This window comes from Streptomyces sp. NPDC104096, from assembly GCF_055584385.1.
In genome coordinates, this window is sequence record NZ_JBVJMD010000041.1 from 38,276 (window position 1) to 56,392 (window position 18,117).

The window sequence follows — 18,117 nt, forward strand, 5'->3', positions numbered from 1 at the left end:
TTTCCCGGCGGACGTCAGTAGCGCTGCGCCTTGGCGAGCTTGGCGGTGACGTCCATGTCGACGGACTGCCTGCTGAACGCGATCGGCTCCTTGCTCGCGCCGGGTGCCAGGTTCTCCGCGCCTACGTACCTGGTCTCCACCACCTTGCCGTCCTTGTCCACGAAATCGACCTGCACCGCGTACGAGGCCTTCGCCTTGGTCTTGTTGGTGATGCGGACCAGCACCGCCAGCACGCCTCCGGTCTGCGCCTTGGGAACCCCGCTCATGGCGACCTCGGAGGTGGCGTTCCCGCTGCCCTGGACGTTCTCCAGGGCCTTCTTCGCGGTCTCGCTCGCCCGGGCGGTGTCCGCGTCCACCGAGGCCTCGAACTCCGAGGCCCGGGCGGCGGCGGAGGAGACGGCCGCGGACGCGGATGCCTTGGCCGAGGCGACCGCGGACGACGCCGCGGACGCCAGGGCGGACGGCGGCAGGCCGGAGAACGAGCCGGTGACCGGAGCGGACGTGCCGCCCGCGGGGGTGTTCGACTGCGAACCGCCGCCACAGCCGGCGAGGGCGCCGATCACGACGGCACAGGCGAGGGCCGCGACGGCCGGAACCGGCCGACGTGACCTGGAGGACCTGGAGGCGGCTGCGAAGGGGATACGGGTCATGGGGGGTGTCCTCGGCGGTGCTGGCGGAGGGGGTCGGATCCATCGTCGGCACGCCCCACCGGCCCCGCGACCCGGCCGCGGCCATTCGGACCCGGGCGCGGCGCTGTCGCCCCATCAGGCGGCATCTGGGATGCGGTCACGGGCCCCAGCGGTTCAGATGGGTTCCGTGCGAATACCCACGATCGCGGCGATCGGCCGCCCCCGACTGTTGGTCACCGGCCTGCTGGTCGGCGCGTGCTCACTCGTTCAACCCCCCGCTGTGGCGACGCGGGGCGACGGTTCGCTGGAGCGGGGCGGCGCCTACATGGGCATGGGAGTCGTGGCCCATGACGGCCAGGACGGCCTCCCCGTCGAGACCAAGTCCGCGCAGAGCGAGGGGGTGGACGTCGCCAGCTACCAGGGCGACGTCGCCTGGTCGACCCTGTGGAACAGCGGGGTCAGATGGGCGTACACCAAGGCCACGGAAGGCACGTCCTACAAGAATCCGTCCTTCGCCCAGCAGTACGGCGGCTCCTACAACGTCGGCATGATCCGCGGCGCGTACCACTTCGCCACCCCCGACACCAGCAGCGGCGTCAGCCAGGCGAACTACTTCGTCGACCACGGTGGCGACTGGTCCGACGACGGCAGGACGCTGCCCGGTGTGCTGGACATCGAGTGGAACCCGTACGGCGACGCCTGCTTCGGCAAGTCGAAGAGCGGGATGGTCAGTTGGATCCGCGACTTCCTCAAGACCTACGAGGAGCGCACCGGCCGGGACGCCGTGATCTACACGGCCACCAGCTGGTGGACCCAGTGCACCGGCGACTACGGCGGCTTCGCCGCGAGCAATCCGCTGTGGATCGCCCGGTACGCCTCCAGCGTGGGCGCCCTGCCGGCCGGCTGGTCGTCCCACACGATGTGGCAGTACACGTCGTCCGGACCCACGGTCGGCGACCACGACAGGTTCAACGGCGGCCTGGACAAGGTGCAGGCCCTCGCCACCGGGTGACCCGGACGGCGTACGCCCCGGGACGGCCATGTCCGTCCCGGGGCGTACGCCATCACCTGTCACCCACTCCGGGTCACGGGAACAGGGTGACCTTCGACGGAACCGTGTCCGTCCCCGACGTCGGCGCGCCGGTGCTGTTGACCACGTGGGCGTACTGCCCCTTGCCGCCCAGCGAGATCACCAGCAGGTCGTGCATCTTGATGCCGCTCTTGACCGGCACCTGGAAGCCGTGGGCCTGCACGATCGTGGAGTCGGTCGTGAAGTTGCAGTAACTGCCCAGCCCCCACGCCTCGTGCTCGTTCACCGAGTCGGCGACCTTGTAAGCCGCGTACCCGACGATGCCGTCGTGGGTGACGGCGGCGGCGTTCGGCACGTCGTACGCCTTCTCGTTCTGGAAGAAGATCGTCCGGCCACGCTCGCCGCTCCACAGCACGTCGTACTTGTTGAAGTGCTCGACGAACAGGCCGGTGGCCAGCACGTCGTCGCCGTTGACCTTGAGGCCGTAGTCGGCCCGGTTGGTGTCCCAGCCGACGCCGCTGCCGTGGTCCGCGCGCCACAGCCAGGTGTGGTCGATGATGGCGTCGTCGCTGTTGACCACGACGGAGTTGGTGGCCAGCCCGGGACCCGCCCCGCCGATCCGGACGAACACGTCCTGCATGGTGGTGGGGTCGGCGGAGTGGTCGGCGCTCGAACCGGCCGGGCCGATCTGGAGCAGGGTGTCGGAGTTGACCGAGCCGGCGTCGATCAGGAAGCCGGCGAGTCGGACGCCGTCGACGTCCGCGACGTGCATCGCGTCGACGCCGTTGTCGGGCACCAGGGTGGCCAGACCGAGACCGAGCACCACCGTGTCGGCGCGGGTCACGTCGATGGTCCGGTCGAGGTGGTAGACGCCCGGCGTGAACAGCAGGTTGAGGCCCTGGGCGAGCGCCGCGTTGATGGTGGCGGCGGTCGCGCCGGCCTTGACGACGTAGAACTGGCTGAGCGGGAGCGAGGTGCCGCCCGCGTTGGCCGGCCAGGACACCCCGCGCGCGTTGGTGCGCTTGGCGGGCACGAACACCTTGTAGTCACTGCCGTCGAGGTACAGGAACGGCTTCTCCCGCGAGACCGGGGTGTTGTCCAGGGTGGTGTACGGGCCGCTGTCGAAGTTCGTGGCCGGGGCGCCCTGGACACCGGTGAAGGTCATGTTCCAGACGCCGTTGGTCCAGCCGCCGACCGAGCTGTCCCGGGTGTACCACTGCTGCTGCGAGTACGGGCCGACGGTGCCGTCGATCTTCGAGTCGGCGATGTAGCCGCCGGACGCCCAGCCGTAGCCGTTCGGGGCGAGGTTGAGGCCGCCCTGGACGTGGATGCGGCGGAACGGCGCGGCCTGCGCGACGGCCCACCGGTCGTCGCCGCTGACGGGCCTGAGCGCGAGGTTCTCCGCCGAACGCCAGAAGTTCTGCGTGGCGTTGCCGTTGAACCAGCCCGCGTCCACGGTGATGTCGCCGTTGATCTGGGTGTCGTCGGGGTTGAGGCCGAGTCCGGAGATCGAGGTGTAGAAGCCGAGTTGGGCGTTGATGCCGTTGTACGTCCCCGGCTTGAGCAGGAACTGGTAGCGGCCGCTGCCGAACTGGTTGGACTCCTGCTGGGCGAAGACCTGGTCGAACTTCTGCTGGAGGTTGGGCGTGGAGGGGTCCACGACGATCACGTTCGGGCCCAGGTCGCCGCCGCCCTGGACGGGCGGGACGCTCCCGGATCCGGTGTGCACGGCGACCTCCCACAGGGAGTAGCCGTACGGGGTCGCGCGGACCGTCCCGTTGACCCGCAGGTAGCGGCCCGAGCCGCTGACGTCGTACGAGGCCGAGCCGCCGGTCGCACCGGTCACGCTCTTGAGGGTGGTCCAGGTCTGGCCGTCCGTGGAGGCCTGGAGCTGGAACTCCTTGGCGTAGGCGGCCTCCCAGGTCAGATCGACCTTGCACAGGCTCTGGACCGAGCCGAGGTCGACCTGGAGCCACTGCGGGTCCGCGGCCTGGCTGGACCAGCGGGTGCCGGCGTTACCGTCGAACGCGGCGGAGGCGGGAGTGCCCGCGTTCTCCGTCGAGGAGGCGGAGGAGGGTCTGCCCTGCGCCGCGTTCGCCGTGGAACAGGTGCCGGGCTGGCTGGTGCCGGTGCTGCCGAAGACCTGGAACTCCCAGAGGGAGTAGCCCCATTGGGTCGCGCGGTGCACGCCGTACATCCGGACGTAGCGGCCCTGGCCGCTGACGTCGAGGGTGTCCGTGCCGCCGTCGCCGCCGGTGACGGACTTCAGGTCGGTCCAGGTGCTGCCGTCCGCGGAGATCTGGACCTTGTAGTCCTTGCCGTAGGCCGCCTCCCAGTTGAGGACGATCTGGGTGACCGAGGCCGTGGCGCCCAGGTCGACCCGGAGCCACTGGTCGTCGCCGGCGCCGGAGGACCAGCGGGTCGCGGTGTTGCCGTCCACGGCGTAGGCGGCGGCGGTGCCGGCGTTCTCGTCCGACGACGACGTCACCGCCTTGCCCTGGGACAGCGGCGTCTCCGCCGCGCTCGCCGGGGTGTGGGCGGGGAGGGTGACCAGCGCTGCCGTGGCGGCGAGCGCGACACCCAGGGATCTGAGTCTGAGTCTCATGGATTGGCTTTCTGCGGGTGCGACGAAAATGGGGAACGCACGTGAACGCACGTGAACGCACTGAACGCACTTGTGGGGCGCCTTAGTTCAGGATTTGATTTAAGTGGTGACGCAACACGGCGGCAAGACCCCGGACCGGAAAATCCCGAGCGGCGCACCACGCGGCCACCCCGGCGTCACGCTCCGGGGTGGCGGTGGCTACCCGGTGTCAGCCGACGCGCAGGGTGCGCCGGGCGAGTTCGAGCGCCGGGAGCATCGCCTTGTGCTCCTCGGTGTCCAGCCCGCCGAGGTGCAGGACGACCGGACCCTCCGGCGTGGTGACGGCCAGGGCGCTCTCCTGCTTCGGCTCGTCCAGGAACTCGCTGGAGTAGAGGTAGTCCACCTGGACGCCGTCGAGGCCGCCGGTCCTGGACGGGGTGTACTTCGCCTCGCTGACCTTGCCCTCGGCCGCGACGAAGGCCTCCAGGACGGAACGGATGGCGGCGTCGCCGGGCGGGCCGGTGAACACGCGCAGGAAGCCGATGTTCCCGGCGGGCTTGGCGTCGATCTCGCACACGGCCGTGACCGGTCCCTGACGCAGCGCCAGATCGCCGAACTCACCACTGTCCGAAGCCGAGTTGTCGATCGCCTCGGCCTTCCAGTCGCGGACGGTGGCGAAGGTGACGGGCAACGCGCAGGCCGATCCCGGGGCGCCGACGGTGCCGCCGCTCGCGACGGCCGTCGCCGTGGCCCCGGGCGTGGAGGTCCGTGTCGACGACTGCGCCGACGGCTTGGCGTCCGGCTCCGCGTCCTGGCCGCACGCCGTCAACGCCGCCGCCAGCACCAGGAGCTGCGCCCATCCGTGCCGTCTGATCCCTGCCCCGACCTGCATGTACGTGTCTCCCCTCGATCCCGGTGGATCAGCGTAGCCGAGGGCGGGGCAGGGCAGGGCGGGCGTGGGCGACGGCGTCCGGTCAGGGGCGCGCGGGCGGCTGCCCGTCCGTCCCCAGCCAGGTGGTGAGCGCCCACCACCAGTGCAGCGCGTGCACCGGCCCGGAGCTCCCGGCGGGCGGCAGGTCGGCGAGGGATCCGCCGGTGATCTGCTGGAGCCGGCCGAGCCGGTAGCGCACGGTGTTCGGGTGGGTGAACAGCGCCGCCGCGGTCTGGTCGAGCCGACGGCCGCAGTCGAGGAAGGTGAGTGCGGTGCGCGCCAGTTGACGATGGAATCCGTCCGCGGGGTCGAGCGCGCCGAGCAGACGGCGGCTCAACTGGGCGCCAAGGAGCGGCTGGTCGGCCAGCGCGATCTCGGCGGCGAAGTCCGTGAGCTCGTACAGCCCGTGCCGCCCCTGGCGGCCCGCGAGGTCCACGGCGCGCACGCACAACCCGTACAGGGCGCTCAGCCCGGCCGGGGGAGCGGCCGGCGCGACCACCACGAGAGCGCCCGGCGCGCATTCCCCGGCCGTCGGCGGACGGGGGCCCAGGCCCGCCAGGTGTCCGTCCAGCCGCGCCGTGACCGCGTGCGGGAACCGGAGCGTGTGCGGGTGGGCCGGGACGGCGGCGAAGCAGTGCAGCAGGCCCTCGGCGTTCGGCCGCGCCCCGGCCCGCGCCAGGTCCTGCGGGTCCGGGACGATCCCACTGACCAGCAGCCGGCGCAGCAGCCCGGCCCGGGAGGCGTCGGCCCCGTCCGGCGCCGTGCCCTCCGCGGCCCGGTAGCCGTGCACCACGTGCCGCTCCAGCGCGTCCCCGTACTCCTTCAGCCGCAGTACCACCGTGAGGAGCGTGCCGTCGGAGACGCCCGCCGAACGGCAGCGGTCCACGGTGATCTCCACCGCCCGCGTCAGCGCGGCCTGCACACCCCGCAGCACGGCGGTCACCGGCACTCCCTGACCGGCCCGGTCCGCGCCCAGCAGCAGGGCCGCGCTGAAGTCCTGCGCCTCGATCGCCTCGACCGACCCGACCGTGTCGATCGCCGTGACCGGGCCGAGCGTCCCGGCCGCGTCGAGCGACTGCGCGGCCTCGGCACGGTCCAGCACGGTGAACCAGGAGCCGGCCGCGCGGACCATCGCGGTGACATGCGAGCGGGTCTCCGCCTCGGCGAGCCGGGCCAGCGCCGGCGAGCGGGTCCGGGCCGCGCGGACCAGCTCGCCGCACACGTCCGTGTCGGCGGCCATGGCCCGCAGGATCGCGGCGACCGGCTCGGGTCCGTGGACGACGGTCATGGGCCCCCTCCCGTCCGGCGGCTGTCGCCGGGCCACAACGACGCGGTGGTCACGTTGACGCCCGGCCACTACCGCGCTGTCGTGACGAGCTGGTTTCCTGTGGGCTACCGACGGTAACAGTGTGTTTCTCGCGGGAACAACCTGTGCACCCCCGCGAACTCCCGCTCCTTCGACCCCAGTCGTGCGGCCGGGCGCGCGACCGGCAGTCCCGTCGTGCCCCCCGTACCCGCCGCGCCCTGTTCCGTACCCAGCCGTCCCCCTCGTGCCGCCCGTCCGTCCCTCCTCGGAAGGCAGTCCATGGAGAACCCCGCAGCCCCCACCGGGATCACCCGCCGTCGCGCCCTGACCGTGACCGGCGGGGTGCTCGCCACGGCGGCCCTCGCCCAGACGGTCGCCGCCTTCCCCGCCGCCGCGGCGTCCCAGGACGCGGACGCGATCGTCGTCGGCCACGGCCTCGCCGGACTCGTCGCCACCGCCGAACTGGCCGCCGCGGGCCGCCGGGTGCTCCTCCTGGACCAGGAACCGGAAGCCTCGCTCGGCGGGCAGGCGTTCTGGTCGTTCGGCGGTCTGTTCTTCGTCGACTCCGACGAGCAGCGGCTCATGGGCGTCAAGGACTCGCACGACCTCGCCTGGCAGGACTGGCTCGGCGCGGCCGGCTTCGACCGGGGCGTCGACGACCCGGCGGGCCAGGACTACTGGGCCTACAAGTGGGCCCAGGCGTATGTGGACTTCGCGTCCGGCGAGAAGCGGTCCTGGCTGTCCGGGCTCGGTGTGCAGTGGTTCCCGATCGTCGGCTGGGCGGAGCGGGGCGGCGGCCTCGCGGACGGCCACGGCAACTCGGTGCCGCGCTTCCACGTCACCTGGGGCACCGGCCCCGCGGTGGTGGAGCCGTTCGAGAAGAAGGTGCGGGCCGCGGTGGCCGCGGGCAAGGTCGCCTTCCGGTTCCGGCACCGGGTCGACGGCATCGTCACCACGGGCGGCGCGGTCACCGGCGTACGCGGCGCGATCCTGGAACCGAGCGGCGCGGCCCGGGGCAAGCCCAGTTCCCGTACCGTCGTGGGCGAATTCGAACTGCGCGCCCCGGTGGTGGTCGTGACCTCCGGTGGCATCGGCGCCAACCACGACCTGGTCCGGCAGAACTGGCCGGCCCGCCTGGGCGCTCCGCCGAAGACCATGATCACGGGCGTGCCCGCGCACGTCGACGGCCGGATGCTCGGGATCACGCAGGCGGCGGGCGGCCGGATCGTCAACCCCGACCGGATGTGGCACTACACCGAGGGGCTGAGGAACTACGCGCCGATCTGGCCGGACCACGGCATCCGCATCCTGCCCGGCCCGTCCTCGATGTGGTTCGACGCCACCGGCAAACGCTTCAACGCCCCCGACGTCCCCGGGTACGACACCCTGCACACCCTCAAGTCGATCACCGGCTCGGGCTACGACTACTCCTGGTTCGTCACCACCCAGAAGATCATCGCCAAGGAGTTCGCGCTCTCCGGCTCCGAGCAGAACCCGGACCTCACCAACAAGAACATCCTGCAACTGCTGTCCCGGATCTGGCAGACCCCGGAACCGATCGAGAAGTTCAAGAACAACGGGGTCGACTTCGTGGTCGCCTCGACACTGCCCGAACTCGTCGCCGGAATGAACAGGCTGACCGGGAACGGCCTCATCGACCTGGCCGACCTCAAACGGCAGATCGACGCCCGGGACCGGGAGATCGACAACCCTTACACCAAGGACGTCCAGGTGATGGGCATCCGCAACGCGCTCAACTACCCCGGCGACTCGCTGAGCCGCACCGCCCCGATCCACAAGATCCTGGACGGCGGCGCAGGACCGCTGATCGCCGTGCGCCTGAACATCCTCACCCGCAAGACCCTCGGCGGTCTCCAGACCGACCTCTCCGGCCGCGTCCTCGACCAGACCGGGTCCCCCGTCCCCGGCCTGTACGCGGCCGGAGAGGTCGCCGGCTTCGGCGGCGGCGGAGTACACGGCTACCGCTCCCTGGAGGGCACCTTCCTGGGCGGCTGTCTGTTCTCCGGCCGGCAGGCGGGACGCGCGGCGGCGGCAGCCACCGCGACCTGAGCCGTCCCGCCGGTGGGCCGGCCCTAGGGCCCGTGCGACACGGGCCCTAGGGCCGGCCGCCGAACGCCTTGAGGAGGTGTTCGGCGGCCAGCGTGGCCGTCAACTCCCCGTCCCTGACCTGCTGTTCCAGCTGGGGGGCGAGTTCGCGCACGGCCGGGTCGGCGTGCAGTCGGCCCAGCAGCTCGTCACGGACCATCGACCAGGTCCAGTCGACCTGCTGGTCCCGGCGCTTCGCGGCCAGCCGCCCGGTCGAGTCGAGCAGGGTGCGGTGCTGTTCCAGCCGCTCCCAGACGGTCTCCAGACCGGTCGACTCCCGCGCGCTGCAACTGAGCACCGGCGGCGCCCAGACCGCGTCCCTGCCGTGCATCAGCCTGAGCGCGCCCGCCAACTCCCGCGCGGCCGCCTGGGCGTCGCGCTGGTGCGGGCCGTCCGCCTTGTTCACGGCGATCACGTCGGCCAGTTCCAGCACGCCCTTCTTGATGCCCTGGAGCTGGTCACCGGTACGGGCGAGGGTGAGCAGCAGGAAGGAGTCGACCATGTTGGCCACGGCCGTCTCGGACTGGCCGACGCCGACCGTCTCCACCAGCACGACGTCGTAACCCGCCGCCTCCATCACCACGATCGACTCGCGCGTGGCCTTGGCGACCCCGCCGAGCGTCCCGGCCGTGGGGGAGGGGCGCACGAAGGCCGCCGGGTCCACGGCCAGCCGTTCCATCCGGGTCTTGTCGCCCAGGATGGAACCGCCCGTCCGGGTGGAGGACGGATCGACGGCGAGCACCGCCACCCGGTGCCCGAGCGAGGTCAGCAGGGTGCCGAACGCGTCGATGAACGTGGACTTGCCCACGCCCGGCACACCGCTGACGCCGATCCGCCGCGCCCGGCCGCTGTGCGGCAGCAGCGCGGTCAGCAACTCCTGCGCGAGCGCCCGGTGCTGGGGCCGGGTGGACTCGACGAGAGTGATGGCGCGCGCGACGATCGCACGCTTCCCGTCGAGCACACCCTTCACATAGGTGTCGAGGTCGATCGCCATGGGTTCAGCGGCCGTGCCCGAGATCGGCGGCCAGCCGCTGCACCAGGTCGTACGCCGCGTCCGGGATCACCGTCCCGGGCGGGAACACCGCCGCCGCGCCCATCTCCAGCAGCGTCGGGACGTCCTGCGGCGGGATCACCCCGCCGACCACGATCATGATGTCCTCGCGCCCCTCCGCGGCCAGCTCCTCCTTCAGCGCCGGTACGAGGGTGAGGTGCCCGGCGGCCAGCGACGACACCCCGACGATGTGCACGTCCGCCTCGACGGCCTGACGGGCCACCTCGGCCGGGGTCTGGAACAGCGGGCCGACGTCCACGTCGAAGCCGAGGTCGGCGAACGCGGTGGCGATCACCTTCTGGCCGCGGTCGTGCCCGTCCTGGCCCATCTTGGCCACCAGGATGCGCGGACGGCGGCCCTCGGACTCCTCGAAGGTGTCCACCAGCGCACGGGTGCGGTCGACCGACGGGGACTCGCCTGCTTCGTTGCGGTACACGCCGGAGATCGTACGGATCTGGCTCGCGTGCCGCCCGTACACCTTCTCCAGGGCGTCCGAGATCTCGCCCACGGTGGCCTTGGCGCGCGCCGCGCGCACTGCCAGCTCCAGCAGGTTGCCCTCGCCGTCCGCGGCGCGGGTCAGCGCGTCCAGAGCGTCCTGGCACGCGGTCTCGTCGCGCTCCGCGCGCAGCCGCCGCAGCTTCTCGATCTGCTGCGCGCGCACCGAGGAGTTGTCGACCTTGAGGACCTCGATCTGCTCGTCGCTGTCCACCCGGTACTTGTTGACGCCGATCACCGGCTGCCTGCCGGAGTCGATCCGGGCCTGGGTGCGGGCCGCGGCTTCTTCCACGCGCAGCTTCGGGATGCCCGCGTCGATGGCCTGGGCCATGCCGCCCGCCTGCTCGACCTCCTGGATGTGCTGCCAGGCCCGGCGGGCGAGGTCGTACGTCAGCTTCTCGACGTACGCGCTGCCGCCCCACGGGTCGATGGCCCGGGTCGTGCCGGACTCCTGCTGGATCAGCAGCTGGGTGTTGCGGGCGATGCGCGCCGAGAAGTCGGTGGGCAGCGCGAGCGCCTCGTCGAGGGCGTTGGTGTGCAGCGACTGGGTGTGCCCCTGGGTCGCCGCCATCGCCTCGACGCAGGTGCGCGTGACGTTGTTGAACACGTCCTGCGCGGTCAGCGACCAGCCGGAGGTCTGCGAATGGGTGCGCAGGGACAGCGACTTGGCGTTCTGCGGGTCGAACTGCCGGACCAGCTTGGCCCACAGCAGCCGGGCCGCGCGCAACTTGGCGATCTCCATGAAGAAGTTCATGCCGATCGCCCAGAAGAAGGACAGCCGCGGCGCGAACGCGTCCACGTCGAGGCCCGCCTCCCGCCCGGCCCGGATGTACTCCACGCCGTCCGCGAGGGTGTAGGCGAGCTCCAGGTCGGCCGTCGCGCCCGCCTCCTGGATGTGATACCCGGAGATGGAGATGGAGTTGTAGCGCGGCATCCGCTGCGAGGTGAAGGCGAAGATGTCGGAGATGATCCGCATCGACGGCTTCGGCGGGTAGATGTAGGTGTTGCGGACCATGAACTCCTTGAGGATGTCGTTCTGGATGGTCCCCGCCAGCTTCTCCGCCGGCACCCCCTGCTCCTCGGCGGCCACGATGTACAGCGCGAGGATCGGCAGCACGGCGCCGTTCATCGTCATCGACACGGACATCCTGTCCAGCGGGATGCCGTCGAACAGCTGACGCATGTCGTAGATCGAGTCGATGGCCACGCCCGCCATGCCGACGTCACCGGTCACCCGCGGGTGGTCGCTGTCGTAGCCGCGGTGGGTGGGCAGGTCGAAGGCGACCGACAGGCCCTTCTGACCGGCCGCCAGGTTGCGCCGGTAGAAGGCGTTGGACTCCTCCGCGGTGGAGAAGCCCGCGTACTGGCGGATGGTCCAGGGCTGGTTGACGTACATCGTCGGGTACGGCCCGCGCAGATACGGAGCCATGCCCGGGTACGTCCCCAGGAAGTCCAGGCCCTCCAGGTCACGCCCGGTGTACAGGGGCTTGACCCCGATGCCCTCCGGGGTCTCCCACAGCAGGTCGTCCCCGCCGGCGGCCGTCTTGAGGGCTTCGTGCCAGGCCTCGGCGCCGCCGTCGACAGTCGGACTGCCCAGTTCGATCCCGGAGAAGTCGGGGATTCCCATCAGGACACTCCCATGCGGTCGAGGGTCGCGGACAGCACGGCCACGGCGTCGCAGCCCGCGAAGACGTACGAGTCGACACCCGGGTACTGCCCGGGACGACCGGCGAGGAACACCTGCGAGGCACCAGCGGACCTGAGCTCCTCGGCCACGGCCGCCGCCTGCTCCTCGTACAGCGCGTCGCTGGAGCAGAGGCAGGCCTCGGTGGCGCCACTGTCCGCGAAGGTGCCCTCGGTGACGGGCTCGATGCCGCCCGCCTGGAAGAGGTTGGCCGCGAACGTCGTGCGCGCGGTGTGGGCCGCGGCGGGCCCGATCGCGGCGAGGAAGACCCGCGGCCGGGAGCCGGTGGCGGCGAGATGGGCGTCGGAGCGGGCGCGCAGCTCCTCGTACGCCTCGTCGCGCCGGACCCGCGGCAGACCGCCGGACGGTCGCTCGGGCGCAGGCGGACGCTCCACCGGGCGCTCGGCGAGATACGGGAACTCGCTGACGCCGGTGATCGGTTCGCGGCGCTTGGCGAGCCGGGCGCTGCGGTCCGCCCAGGTGGCGGCGAGCTCCTCGGGCAGCCGCCCGGAGCGCAGGGCGGCCGCCTGGCCGCCCAGGCCCTCGATCCACTGGAAGAACTCCCAGCCCGCTTGGGCGAGTTCGTCCGTCAGCCGCTCCACGTACCAGGAGCCGCCCGCCGGGTCGATGACCCGGGCCAGGTGCGACTCCTCGACCAGGATGGTGGACGTGTTGCGGGCGATGCGCCGGGCGAACGCGTCCGGCAGCCCGAGCGAGTCGTCGAAGGGCAGCACGGTCACGGAGTCGGCGCCGCCGACGCCCGCGGCGAGCGTGGCGACCGTGGTGCGCAGCATGTTCACCCACGGGTCGCGACGCGACATCATCACCGGCGACGACACGGCGTGCTGCACCTGGGCGCCCGCGCCCGGCGCTCCGCACACCTCGGCGACCCGCGCCCACAGCCGGCGCGCGGCCCGCAGCTTGGCGATGGTCAGGAACTGGTCGGCGGTGGCCGCGTAGCGGAACTCCAGCTGTGCGCAGGCCTGTTCGACGCTCAGTCCGGCCTCGGTCAGCGCGCGCAGATACGCGACACCGGTGGCCAGCGAGCAGCCGAGCTCCTGCGCGGCCGAGCCGCCGGCCTCGTGGTACGGCAGCGCGTCCACGGTCAGCGCCCGCAGCCCCGGGTACTCCTCGGCGCACAGCCGGGCGAGCGCGGCCACGCCGGGCAGCGCGAGCTCCTCGCCGGTGCGGGCCCCGTGGCCGAGCGGGTCGGCGCCCAGGGTGCCGCGCGCCGCCTCCTTGGCGACGCCGCGTTCGCCGTACAGGCGCAGCAGCTCGTGGGCGGCGGGCTCGACCGAGCTGCCCGCGTCGAGGGCGACCGGGGCCAGGTCGAGCAGGACCCCTTCGAGCGTGGCGTCGAGCGACGCCACGGGGATGCCCCCGTCGCCGACGACGAGCCACAGCGAGGTGACGCCGTTCTCCAGGTCGGTGAGGACGGCGGCGTTGTCCGCCGTCGTGTGCCGCTGGCGTACGTCCCAGCCGCCGGCGGTGTTCCCTTCGGCTCGGGCCCCCCGCACGAACGGCGCGAACCCCGGGAACCCGGGGTCCGGCGCGGCGTCGCGCGCGGTGTAGAGGGGCCGGGTGAGCAACCCGTCCTCGAGGGCGGTGGACAGGGCGTCCTCGGCTTCGTCGCCCGAGACCTCCTTGCCCGACTTTCGCAGGACACCCGCCACCAGGCGTTGCCACTGCTCATGCGTCGCGTCAGGGAACTCGGCGGCCAGCGGGAGCCCGTCGTCAGGCAGGACCGTCATGCTCGGATGCTAGGCCAGATCGACAAGGGAGCAGCAGAGGGCACGGCTGTGACCTTGCACTCTGCCGCAATGTGACCTGCCTCTCCCGCGTTGTGCGCACGTTCCCGCGCCCACGCGCGAGCACTTCCGTGTCCTGCCGCGAATGCGGGGGTTTGTCACGAGTCTTCGCGCGTCCGGCAGGACCAGGTCCCGCCCCGCCCGCGAGCCGTGTGCGGCGACCCCGGCGGGAGGGTGGCCGGTGTGGCCCGATTCCGACTTCCCGCTACTCCCAGTAACATGATGATCTTGTCGCTCGGACGTGCCATCCGGCCAACCGGCGCCCTAAAGGGGCATCACACCCATTCGGAGAAATCGCATGACTACGCAGAGTGACGTCGTGGACCAGGCGCGTGCCAACTACGAGCAGCACACCGGGACCTGCCGACAGTGCTACGTCGACACCGTGCCGTGCCCCGTGTCCAAGCACCTCCTGCGCATCTACAACAACGCGCGCAGGACCCAGGCCGGTACCGTCCGGCGCTGAGCTCGGCCCGCCCGCTACGGCACTAGTTCCACAGCGGGATGCTGACCACCCGGTCGTATCCGTCCGGCCTGTCGCCGGGGAAGACGAGGTTCATCTGGGTGAACTGGACGACACCGGGGTTCAGCTTCCACGCGTGCGGACGCTCCAGCAGCACGATGACGGGATACGAGTGGAACTTGCCGGCCGCGCAGTACGGCTTGCAGTCGTTGACCGCGTTGTATCCCGTGCCCACCGCGTCGTTGGCGTCCCAGTGCGACCAGCGCAGGGCGGCCAGACGGCTGTTGCCGTCACCGCAGGCGAGGATGAACTCCCTGGGGCGCACCTCCGGGTCCGAGAGGCAGCCGAGCAGTACGGGTACGACGGAAGTCTTGGCCGCCCTGCTCGCCGGGTGACTGTCGGAGGTCGCCGCGGCGGGGGCTGCGGAGGTCGTTCCCAGAGCTGTGACGAGTGTTGCGGCCGCCCAGAGCGTGACCGCAGTCCTCCACGTGTGTCCGCGCATGTCGTGCTCCCCGCCGCCTGTTGCCTGCCGTGTCCCGACGGGATCCGAATCGACGTCCCGTCGGTATCTGTATCGACGCTACGACTGTCTCAGGTGTTGCACCACTCGGGCGCGATTGCCGCAGTTTTGTAGCTCGATGTGACGAATTTTGGTATTCGGGGTGGCGCGGCGGCCGTGAACCGCCACGCCACCGGGGCGCCGCTCCTTCCGGCTGTTTTCGGGGGTCAGCCTGTGGTGCAGGTGACGGTGGGCCAGGTCCAATTGCCGTTGGTCTGGATGGTGACGCCGAAGTTGTTGCCGTTGCCGTTGGGTTTGGCGGTGAGTACCTGGGCGCTGGGGTAGGCGGCGGTGATGTTCCAGGTGGAGAGGATCTTCGCGGGGGCGGGGACGTTCATGGTGACGGTCCAGTTGGTGGCGCCGGTGACGGCGACGTCGAGGTTGTAGCGGTCGCTCCACTGCTGTCCCGCGGAGAGCGTCGCGGCGCAGCCACCGTTCCCGCCACCGCCACCGCCACCGCCACCACCGGTGCCGCTGCCGTCGGGGGCCACGGCGCGACCCGTCTGCGGTGAGATCGTGCCGGCGCACAGGCCGCGGGCGGCCAGTCCCTGTGCGATGCGCGGGATCGCCGCGATCGTGTTGGCGGGCCAGTCGTGCATGAGGATGATCTGGCCGTTGGTGAGCCGTCCGGCGGCCTGCACGATCGCGTCGGTGCTCGCGCCGTTCCAGTCCTGGGAGTCGACGTCCCAGATGATCTCGGTGAGTCCGTACTTGGCCTCGACCGACTTCAGCGTCGTGTTGGTCTCTCCGTACGGCGGCCGGAACAGCCGGGGCGTGCCGCCGCCGGCGGCGGAGACGGCCTGCTGGGTCCGGGAGATCTCCGAGTCGATCTGCGCCTGGCTCTGCTGGATCAGATGCGGATGGGTGTAGCTGTGGTTGCCCACCCACATGCCGGCGTCGACCTGGGCCCTCACCTGGGCGGGGTTGGACGCGGCGTACTGGCCCTCGTTGAACATGGTGGCCCGCAGCCCGTTCTGCCGGAGCGCGTTCAGCAGGCTCGGCGTGCTGCCGGACGGGCCGTCGTCGAAGGTGAGTCCGACATAGCCGTTGCAGGCGGCCGCCCGGGACGGGCCGGCCGAGAGGGCGACGGTGCCCGCGGCGGCCGTGGCGACGACGGCCAGCGCGGCCGTCAGGGAACGTAACGCGGGAAGTGGTCCGTTGGACATACGGCGTGCTCCTCCAGCCTCGGTGTTTTCGGGGGTCAGCCTGTGGTGCAGGTGACGGTGGGCCAGGTCCAATTGCCGTTGGTCTGGATGGTGACGCCGAAGTTGTTGCCGTTGCCGTTGGGTTTGGCGGTGAGTACCTGGGCGCTGGGGTAGGCGGCGGTGATGTTCCAGGTGGAGAGGATCTTCGCGGGGGCGGGGACGTTCATGGTGACGGTCCAGTTGGTGGCGCCGGTGACGGCGACGTCGAGGTTGTAGCGGTCGCTCCACTGCTGTCCCGCGGAGAGCGTCGCGGCGCAGCCACCGTTCCCGCCACCGCCACCGCCACCGCCACCGCCTCCGGAACCGCCCTCGCTCACGGTGATGTTGGAGTTGCCGCTGCTCTGGTAGCCCTCGGTGGCCATGACCATGTAGTTGAAACTGCCCATGGGCATGCCCTTGGCGGCCCACGCGTCGAAGTGGTTGCCGGTGGTGATGGTGCCCCCGGTCCGCTTCGACTGCCGGACGCTCCAGTACTGCTGGAACGTCCTGGTGCCCTCGATGGAGGGCTGGTTGACGCGCGTGGTCTCGTAGATGTCGTACGTGCCGCCGTCGGTGGTGACGGTGCCCTTGAACGTGCCGGTGGGCCGGTAGGTGCCCCAGTTGTCGACGACGTAGTACTCGACGAGCGGGTTCTGCGTCCAGCCGTAGAGGGCCAGGTAGGCGTTGCCGGACGGGTTGAAGCTGCCCGAGTAGTTCACGGACTTGCGGCCGCCGGTGCTCCAGCCCTTGCCGCCCACGAAGTTTCCGACGTTGCTCCACTGGTAGGCGTAGTTGCCCCCGGAGCCCAGGGTCATGGACACCGAGCCGCCGCCGTCGCTCCAGTGCGAGTAGTAGTAGCCGTTGTTGGTGCCGGTCTGGTTCGAGGTGATGACTGTGTCGGCCTGGGCGGTGCCGGGCAGCGTCAGTGCGGCCAGGGCGACCAGCAGCATGGTGCAGACACCGCTGATGAGCAGCCTGAGCCGACTCGGGGCCCCGGAGCGGCGGCTGCCGCGGTCCGACGGGTGTGCGGGTGCGTCGATCATGTGTGTTTCCTCCTCGTCCTCGTGAGACCGGTGGGGGTCAGGCGGCACAGTTTTGATCTGACCCCGTCAACTGTCAATACTTTCGGATGCCGGCTCGAAACATTCGAAATCGAAAAGAAGAGACCGCGATGGCATTTTGCCTGTTCAGTGGGCATCTCTGGCGGGTGGGTGGCCGGGTTGGATGTGTGTGTTTGCTGGAGTGTGAAATTACAAGATCGCCTGCTGAGGTAATTTCTCGAATGTTTCGAAGAATTCCCGAACCGTGGATGGCCGACCAGTGATCTTTCGGTCTGCGGCTTTCGCTATGAAAGGGCTAATATGTGACCGGAGTGATCAATGCCTCACATGGGACCTTCGGATGACGCCCACGAGCTGTTGGCCAGACTTGGGTCACTGACCGCCCAGGCCCGCGAGCGTGCCGAACTTCAGCGCTCCCAGGTCGAGCTGGCGATGGCCCTGCAACGGGGCATGCTGCCCGGAGAACTGCCGACCGCCCCCGGCGTCCGCGTGGCCGCCCGCTATGTGCCCGCCTGTTACGGCCTCAACGTGGGCGGTGACTGGTACGACGCGTTCGCGCTGACCGACGGGGCCATCGGGATGTCCATCGGCGACGTACAGGGGCACAACATCGAAGCCGCCGCCTTCATGGGTCAGGTGCGGGTCGCCCTGCGGGCCCTGGCCTCGGTGACGAGCGAACCGGGGGAACTGCTGGCCCGGACCAACGACCTGCTCCTGTCGCTCGGCACCGATCTCTTCGTCACCTGTACGTTCCTACGGCTCGACCCGGCCACCGGGGTGCTGGAGAGCGCGCGGGCGGGGCACGTGCCCTGCGTCTGGGCCACGGCGGACGGACGGTCCGGCATCACCAAGGACGAGGGCGGGCCCCCGCTGGGCGTCCAGGAGGGGGCGGTGTACCCGACGACCCGCTCCCGGTTCACCACGGGCGGAGTGTTCGTCCTGCTCACGGACGGCGTGGTCGAGGGTCCCTCGCTGGCCGTCGACGAAGGGCTCGAACTCGTCGTACGACTGGCCGGCGCCGCCGCCGTCGCCGGCGTGGAGGCGGAGTCGCTCGCCGCGGGCCTGATCAGGTTCTCGGATCTCGTGGGGCACGACGACGACGCCGCCGTGCTGGTCCTGTGCCACGACGGACCCGGCATCCGGCTGTAGGACGGATCCCGAAGGCCCCGCGTGCCCGGCGGCGTCCGGCCCGTGTTCGATCCGGCCGGGAGCACCCCCGGGGCCTC

At 71.0% G+C, this 18,117-nt stretch carries 14 protein-coding genes; 4 read left to right on the forward strand and 10 right to left on the reverse strand.

The genetic code is table 11. The annotated features are described in order from the left end of the window. Nucleotides 1-14: 14 nt before the first annotated feature. Complete coding sequence (locus ACZ60B_RS31080; RefSeq protein ID WP_469392798.1) at nt 15-650, reverse strand: hypothetical protein; 636 nt, start codon at nt 648-650, stop codon at nt 15-17. Between the two features lie 157 nt (nt 651-807). Here ACZ60B_RS31080 and ACZ60B_RS31085 point away from each other — a divergent pair, with 157 nt between their 5' ends. Then, nucleotides 808-1,641, forward strand: coding sequence for a lysozyme (locus ACZ60B_RS31085; RefSeq protein WP_469392800.1), 834 nt, complete (start codon nt 808-810; stop codon nt 1,639-1,641). Between the two features lie 73 nt (nt 1,642-1,714). On the opposite strand, the gene ACZ60B_RS31090 is transcribed toward ACZ60B_RS31085, so the two are convergent. The 3 genes from ACZ60B_RS31090 to ACZ60B_RS31100 form a co-directional block, all read right to left on the reverse strand. Then, entirely contained in the window at nt 1,715-4,264 is a 2,550-nt protein-coding gene (locus ACZ60B_RS31090) for a discoidin domain-containing protein (RefSeq protein ID WP_469392802.1), read from the reverse strand. 208 nt (nt 4,265-4,472) lie between these two features. Further along, on the reverse strand, nt 4,473-5,135 hold the full coding sequence (locus ACZ60B_RS31095; RefSeq protein ID WP_469392804.1) for a lipoprotein: 663 nt from the start codon (nt 5,133-5,135) through the stop codon (nt 4,473-4,475). Between the two features lie 82 nt (nt 5,136-5,217). Then, nucleotides 5,218-6,462: a PucR family transcriptional regulator gene (locus ACZ60B_RS31100; protein ID WP_469392806.1), complete on the reverse strand. Its 1,245-nt coding sequence runs from the start codon at nt 6,460-6,462 to the stop codon at nt 5,218-5,220. 297 nt (nt 6,463-6,759) lie between these two features. Between ACZ60B_RS31100 and ACZ60B_RS31105 the strand changes: the two genes are divergently transcribed. Beyond that, nucleotides 6,760-8,550, forward strand: coding sequence for an FAD-binding dehydrogenase (locus ACZ60B_RS31105; protein ID WP_469392808.1), 1,791 nt, complete (start codon nt 6,760-6,762; stop codon nt 8,548-8,550). Between the two features lie 46 nt (nt 8,551-8,596). Here ACZ60B_RS31105 and meaB read toward each other — a convergent pair whose 3' ends face one another. The 3 genes from meaB to ACZ60B_RS31120 are packed head-to-tail and all read right to left on the reverse strand — an operon-like array spanning nt 8,597 to nt 13,567. Continuing rightward, nucleotides 8,597-9,580: a methylmalonyl Co-A mutase-associated GTPase MeaB gene (gene meaB / locus ACZ60B_RS31110; RefSeq protein WP_469392810.1), complete on the reverse strand. Its 984-nt coding sequence runs from the start codon at nt 9,578-9,580 to the stop codon at nt 8,597-8,599. A 4-nt stretch (nt 9,581-9,584) separates the two neighbouring features. Continuing rightward, complete coding sequence (gene scpA, locus ACZ60B_RS31115; RefSeq protein WP_469392812.1) at nt 9,585-11,759, reverse strand: methylmalonyl-CoA mutase; 2,175 nt, start codon at nt 11,757-11,759, stop codon at nt 9,585-9,587. Next, a complete protein-coding gene (locus ACZ60B_RS31120; protein WP_469392814.1) occupies nt 11,759-13,567 on the reverse strand; it encodes a methylmalonyl-CoA mutase family protein in 1,809 nt (602 codons plus the stop codon). The genes scpA and ACZ60B_RS31120 overlap by 1 nt, the downstream gene beginning before the upstream one ends. A gap of 355 nt (nt 13,568-13,922) precedes the next feature. On the opposite strand from ACZ60B_RS31120, the gene ACZ60B_RS31125 reads away from it, so the two are divergent. After that, a complete protein-coding gene (locus ACZ60B_RS31125) occupies nt 13,923-14,090 on the forward strand; it encodes a hypothetical protein (protein WP_469392816.1) in 168 nt (55 codons plus the stop codon). A 22-nt stretch (nt 14,091-14,112) separates the two neighbouring features. On the opposite strand, the gene ACZ60B_RS31130 is transcribed toward ACZ60B_RS31125, so the two are convergent. The 3 genes from ACZ60B_RS31130 to ACZ60B_RS31140 form a co-directional block, all read right to left on the reverse strand. Then, nucleotides 14,113-14,589: a hypothetical protein gene (locus ACZ60B_RS31130; protein WP_469392818.1), complete on the reverse strand. Its 477-nt coding sequence runs from the start codon at nt 14,587-14,589 to the stop codon at nt 14,113-14,115. 224 nt (nt 14,590-14,813) lie between these two features. Next, nucleotides 14,814-15,812, reverse strand: coding sequence for a polysaccharide deacetylase family protein (locus ACZ60B_RS31135; protein ID WP_469392821.1), 999 nt, complete (start codon nt 15,810-15,812; stop codon nt 14,814-14,816). Nucleotides 15,813-15,847: 35 nt separating this feature from the next. Beyond that, nucleotides 15,848-16,873 (reverse strand): glycoside hydrolase family 11 protein, encoded by a 1,026-nt coding sequence (locus ACZ60B_RS31140; protein ID WP_469392823.1) that lies wholly within the window; start codon nt 16,871-16,873, stop codon nt 15,848-15,850. 336 nt (nt 16,874-17,209) lie between these two features. On the opposite strand from ACZ60B_RS31140, the gene ACZ60B_RS31145 reads away from it, so the two are divergent. Continuing rightward, nucleotides 17,210-18,040, forward strand: a complete 831-nt coding sequence (locus ACZ60B_RS31145) for a PP2C family protein-serine/threonine phosphatase (RefSeq protein ID WP_469392825.1) — start codon at nt 17,210-17,212, stop codon at nt 18,038-18,040. The last annotated feature ends 77 nt before the right edge of the window (nt 18,041-18,117 follow it).

Coding starts and splice junctions, on each gene's coding strand:
- ACZ60B_RS31080 (WP_469392798.1), bottom strand. CDS start 650: ATGACCCGTATCCCCTTCGCAGCCGCCTCCAGGTCCTCCAGGTCACGT.
- ACZ60B_RS31090 (WP_469392802.1), bottom strand. CDS start 4,264: ATGAGACTCAGACTCAGATCCCTGGGTGTCGCGCTCGCCGCCACGGCA.
- ACZ60B_RS31095 (WP_469392804.1), bottom strand. CDS start 5,135: ATGCAGGTCGGGGCAGGGATCAGACGGCACGGATGGGCGCAGCTCCTG.
- ACZ60B_RS31125 (WP_469392816.1), top strand. CDS start 13,923: ATGACTACGCAGAGTGACGTCGTGGACCAGGCGCGTGCCAACTACGAG.
- scpA (WP_469392812.1), bottom strand. CDS start 11,759: ATGGGAATCCCCGACTTCTCCGGGATCGAACTGGGCAGTCCGACTGTC.
- ACZ60B_RS31085 (WP_469392800.1), top strand. CDS start 808: ATGGGTTCCGTGCGAATACCCACGATCGCGGCGATCGGCCGCCCCCGA.
- ACZ60B_RS31130 (WP_469392818.1), bottom strand. CDS start 14,589: ATGCGCGGACACACGTGGAGGACTGCGGTCACGCTCTGGGCGGCCGCA.
- ACZ60B_RS31100 (WP_469392806.1), bottom strand. CDS start 6,462: ATGACCGTCGTCCACGGACCCGAGCCGGTCGCCGCGATCCTGCGGGCC.
- ACZ60B_RS31105 (WP_469392808.1), top strand. CDS start 6,760: ATGGAGAACCCCGCAGCCCCCACCGGGATCACCCGCCGTCGCGCCCTG.
- ACZ60B_RS31140 (WP_469392823.1), bottom strand. CDS start 16,873: ATGATCGACGCACCCGCACACCCGTCGGACCGCGGCAGCCGCCGCTCC.
- ACZ60B_RS31135 (WP_469392821.1), bottom strand. CDS start 15,812: ATGTCCAACGGACCACTTCCCGCGTTACGTTCCCTGACGGCCGCGCTG.
- ACZ60B_RS31120 (WP_469392814.1), bottom strand. CDS start 13,567: ATGACGGTCCTGCCTGACGACGGGCTCCCGCTGGCCGCCGAGTTCCCT.
- ACZ60B_RS31145 (WP_469392825.1), top strand. CDS start 17,210: ATGCCTCACATGGGACCTTCGGATGACGCCCACGAGCTGTTGGCCAGA.
- meaB (WP_469392810.1), bottom strand. CDS start 9,580: ATGGCGATCGACCTCGACACCTATGTGAAGGGTGTGCTCGACGGGAAG.